This window comes from Promicromonospora kroppenstedtii DSM 19349, from assembly GCF_000515355.1.
Taxonomy (GTDB): domain Bacteria; phylum Actinomycetota; class Actinomycetes; order Actinomycetales; family Cellulomonadaceae; genus Promicromonospora; species Promicromonospora kroppenstedtii.
In genome coordinates, this window is sequence record NZ_KI911768.1 from 3,916 (window position 1) to 8,328 (window position 4,413).

Consider the following 4,413-nt stretch of genomic DNA (forward strand, 5'->3'; position numbering starts at 1 on the left):
CCGCCGGCGTCGGGTCGCCGCCCGCGGCGACCCAGCGGTCGCGGACGTCGGCGACGTCCTTGCCCTCGGCCGCCGACTGCACGAGCTCGTGCGCCAGGAGGTCCTCGGGCTGGGCCCAGGTCAGCCTCACGCGGGCTCACCCGCCCCGACGGCGTCCAGCTCCGTGAGCCGGGCCAGCGCCCGCTCGCGGTCCGCCCGCAGGATGTCGCCCGCGGCGTCCGCCATGAGGCGACCCGTCTCGCGGACGTCCATCTTGCTGGCGGTCTCGATCTCGTCGAGCCAGTCGGTGGGCACCACGTCGCTGCCGCCCAGGCCTGCGGCGACGGCGCCCGCCATGACGGCGATCGAGTCGGCGTCGCGCCCGTAGTTCACGGCGGCCAGCACGGAGCCGCGGAAGTCGCCACGGTGCCCGAGCAGGAGCCCGAGGGCCACCGGCAGCTCCTCGATCGACTTGGTCCGCGAGGGACGACGCGCGTCCATCGACATCTGCCGGTACTCCGGGCCGACCGAGTCGTAGGGGGCGACGACCTCCCGCACGAGGCGGGCGAGCTTGCGCTCCTCGTCGTCGCTCGCGGGTGCCTCGGGCCAGCCTTCGAGGGCGTCGACGACGGCGCGGAGCGCGTCCGCCGTCCCGTCGTGCGCCACGTCCAGCGCGGCGGCCACGACGTCGTCCAGCGTGGCGCCCGGGGCAACCGAGGCCGCGACCATCGCCGCGAAGACCCCGGCCGCCTCGCGGCCGTAGCTGGACTGGTGCGCGCCTGTCAGATCGATCGCCTCGGCGTAGGCGCCGCGGGGGTCGCCCGCGTTCACCAGCCCCACGGGCGCCGCGTACATCGCCGCGCCGCAGTTGACGACGTTGCCGACGCCGGCCTCTCGCGGGTCCACGTGCCCGTAGTGCAGCCGGGCCACCAGCCACTTCTCGGCGAGGAACACCCGCTGGAGCAGCAGCGCCGTCGACTCGAGCTCGGGGATCCACCGGGGCTCCCCGATCATCAGCGGCACCAGGTCCTCCGCCATGGCGTACGCGTCCAGGTGCGCGCGCCGCTTGGCGTAGACCTCCACGAGCGCCCGGGTCATGAGGGTGTCGTCCGTGATGTGCCCGTCCCCCTTGTGGTACGGGGCGATGGGGCGGGCGTCGCGCCAGTTGGGGTACCAGGGCCCGACGATGCCGCGCACGCGGCCCCCGTGCCGCTCCTCGATCTGCTCCGGCGTCCACCCCTCGGTCGCCCCACCCAGGGCGTCCCCCACTGCGGCACCGGTGATCACGGCCACCGACCGGTCCTCTAACCAGCTCACGGTATCTCCCTCGTCGTTCCTGCGTCGCGTACGTCAGTCGTCGCTCGCGTCGGTCTTACTGCGTGATCTCGTCCCAGCCGCTCGTGAGCTGGTCGGCGAGCTCCGCCTCGTCGGTCTCCTGCGCGAGGTAGCGCTGGTAGGCCGGCGTCGCCACCGTGTCCTTCCACTGCGCGTACGAGTCGGCGAACAGGTACGGCGCCGCGGTGAAGTTCTGCCCCGAGGCCAGGATCGTGCTCCAGCCGTTCTCGTCACCGAGCTTGGCGGTCATGGCCTCCTGGGCCGACGTCGTCGCCGGGATCAGGGCGTCCGCCTCGTTCAGCGCGGCCAGGTGGTCCGTCTGCGTGAAGAACTCGATGAACTCGGCCGACTCCTCGACATGCTCGGAGTCGATGTTGACCGACAGGGTCTGCGGGTTGGCCGCCTGCTGCGGGCCCTCGGGGCCGGCCAGCGGGGGCAGCGCCACCCAGTCGAGGTCCTCGGGCGCGTCCTTGGCGATGTTCGCGGCCTGGTACGAGCCCTGCACCGTCATCGCCGTCTGCCCGGCGTAGAACGACGCGATGGCCTCGGACCCGGACTGGGTCAGGGTCACCGGCAGGATCGTCTTGTCGTCGTAGGCCATGGCGTGCACCAGCTCGGGCAGCGCCATCTCGCCGGCGCCGACGGTCAGGTCGGCGTCCTCGCCGGTGCCCGTGATGTAGGTGCCGCCGAACCCGGGGGCCAGCGACATGAACGCCGCCGTCGGGCTGGACAGGCCCCAGCCGAGGCCGTAGACGTCGCCCTTCGTGGTGGCCTGCGCGATCTCGCGCAGCTCGTCCCACGTCATGGTGTCGCCGGTCGGGACCTCGACCCCGGCGTCCTCCAGCAGCGTGCGGTTGGCGAACACCACGTAGGACTGCAGCTCGGTCGGGTAGGCGACCACCTGGTCGTCGACCGTGACCGAGTCGAGGATGCCCTGCGGGATGTCGGCGCGGCGCTCGTCCGACATGAGGTCGGTCAGGTCGGCGAGGTAGCCGTCCCGGGCGAACGAGACGATGCTCGCGGCCTCGTAGTGGATGATGTCGGGCGCGGCGCCGCCGTTGAACTGGGTGATCAGCTTGTCGTAGACGCCGTCCCAGCCCGCCGGGACGATCTCGACCTGGACGTCGGGGTTGGCCTCGTTCCAGTCCTCGACGATCGACTCCGTCGCCGCGATGGCGGCCGGCTGGTCGGACAGCGCCTGGAACTTGAGGGTGACCGGGCCGTCGTCGCCCGCGTCGCCGCTGCCGCAGGCCGCGAGCAGCAGGGTGGTGGTCGTGAGGCATGCGGCGATGAACACTCCACGAGACTTCATGGGTCGGCCTTTCGGGTTGGTGGTGCGGGTACGGACGGTCATCCCTTGACCGCCCCGGCCATGAGGCCGCCGGTGAGCTTCTTCTGCATGATCGAGAAGAAGACGATGCTGGGAATCGCGGCGAGCACGGAGCCCGCCGCCAGGGGGCCGAGCGCGACCTTGCCCTCGCCGCCGATGAACGTCGACAGGGTGATCGGCAGGGTGTAGTTCTCGGGCGACTGGAGCAGCACGAGCGCGAAGAAGAACTCGTTCCACGAGGACACGAAGCTGAACATCGCCGTGGCGACGACGCCGGGAGCGAGCAGCGGGACGACGATCCGGCGCAGCACCACGAGACGGCTGGCGCCGTCCATCGACCCCGCCTCCTCGAGCTCCACGGGGATCGCGGCCACGTACCCCTGCAGCATCCACAGCGCGAACGGCAGCGTGTAGGTGGTGTGCACGAGCGTGAGTCCGACCAGGCTGTCCGTCAGCCCGATCGTCCGCAGGATGAGGAACAGCGGCAGGATCACGAGGATCACCGGGAACACCTGGCTCACCAGGATCCAGCCGACGCCGGCCGCGCGGATCGCGCCCTTGAGCCGCGCCAGCACGTAGGAGGCCGGCAACGCGATGAGGATGACGAGCGCGGTGGACGCGAGCGCGACGATCGCGCTGTTGGCCGCCGACTGCACGAGCCCCTGCCGGGCCAGCGCCTCGGAGTAGTTCTCCCAGTGCCACTCCTGCGGCAGCAGGTTCACGACCAGCGAGTTCAGCTCCCCGGACGACTTCACCGAGGCCGAGATCAGCCACAGCAGCGGGAACCCCAGGAACAGGATGTAACCGGCCAGCGCCACGTACTGGGCGGGGCGGACGAGGGTGCGCATCGGCTCAGCCCTTCTTCTCGGTGCGGTCCTCGCGGAACTGCGAGCGCAGGTACAGGGCCAGGAGGAGGACCACCACGACGACGAGCACGACGCCCATCGCGGCGGCGTAGCCGATGTTCCGGTTCTTGAACGCCTCGAGGTAGGTGAACAGCATCGGCAGCATGGTGCGGCCGCCGGGCCCGCCCTCGGTCAGCACGTAGACCAGGGAGAACGAGTTGAAGTTCCAGATGAAGTTGAGCGACGTGATCGACGTGACGATCGGCCGCAGGCTGGGCAGCGTGACCGCCCAGAACCGGCGCCAGGCGCCGGCGCCGTCCATCGCGGCGGCCTCGTGCAGCTCGTCCGGGATCTGCTGCAGTCCCGCGAGCAGCGTCACCGTGGTCTGGGGCATGCCCACCCAGACGCCGACGACGATCACGGCGGGCAGCGCGGTCGAGAAGTCGGCGAGCCAGTTGATGTCGTCCGGCAGGCCGACCGAGCCCAGGAACGCGTTGAGCGGACCCGCGTTGGGCGAGTAGATCATCTTCCACATGATCGCCACGACGACGGGCGGCATCGCCCACGGGATCAGGGCCAGCACGCGGGTGAGCCCCTGGAGTCGCAGGCCGGAGTTCAGCAGCAGCGCCAGGCCGAGCGCGGCGACGAGCTGGAGCAGCGTCACCGAGACCGCCCACACCATGCCGATGCGGAACGACTCCCAGAAGAACGAGTTGCCCGCCAGCCGCACGAAGTTGTCGACGCCGACGAACTGGTAGTCCGGGCGGCGCACCAGCTCCGCGTCGGTGAACGCGAGCAGCACGCCCATGAGCAGCGGCGCGACGGACAGCACCAGGATGGGCAGCAGCGACGGCATGACCAGCGCGGCGGCCTCGCGGCGCCGGGCCCGCTCGATGCCCCGCGGGGCTCGGTTGCGCCGGGGCC

The 4,413-nt window shown here is 71.2% G+C and carries 4 protein-coding genes; all 4 read right to left on the reverse strand.

Features of this window, described 5'->3' with window-relative positions; translation table 11 throughout:
- Positions 1–126: 126 nt before the first annotated feature.
- Positions 127–1,296, reverse strand: a complete 1,170-nt coding sequence (locus PROKR_RS30175; RefSeq protein ID WP_036971691.1) for an ADP-ribosylglycohydrolase family protein — start codon at positions 1,294–1,296, stop codon at positions 127–129.
- A gap of 55 nt (positions 1,297–1,351) precedes the next feature.
- The gene (locus PROKR_RS30180; protein WP_051433530.1) at positions 1,352–2,626 is read right to left on the reverse strand and encodes an ABC transporter substrate-binding protein; all 1,275 of its coding nucleotides are present in this window, start codon (positions 2,624–2,626) and stop codon (positions 1,352–1,354) included.
- 38 nt (positions 2,627–2,664) lie between these two features.
- Entirely contained in the window at positions 2,665–3,492 is an 828-nt protein-coding gene (locus PROKR_RS30185) for a carbohydrate ABC transporter permease (protein ID WP_020014039.1), read from the reverse strand.
- Positions 3,493–3,496: 4 nt separating this feature from the next.
- Positions 3,497–4,413 (reverse strand): carbohydrate ABC transporter permease (locus tag PROKR_RS30190; protein WP_245606044.1); only part of this gene is annotated, 917 nt, incomplete at its 5' end.

What these genes read in the sequence shown, in the direction of transcription:
- PROKR_RS30185 (WP_020014039.1), bottom strand. Translation starts at nt 3,492, where the DNA reads ATGCGCACCCTCGTCCGCCCCGCCCAGTACGTGGCGCTGGCCGGTTAC.
- PROKR_RS30180 (WP_051433530.1), bottom strand. Translation starts at nt 2,626, where the DNA reads ATGAAGTCTCGTGGAGTGTTCATCGCCGCATGCCTCACGACCACCACC.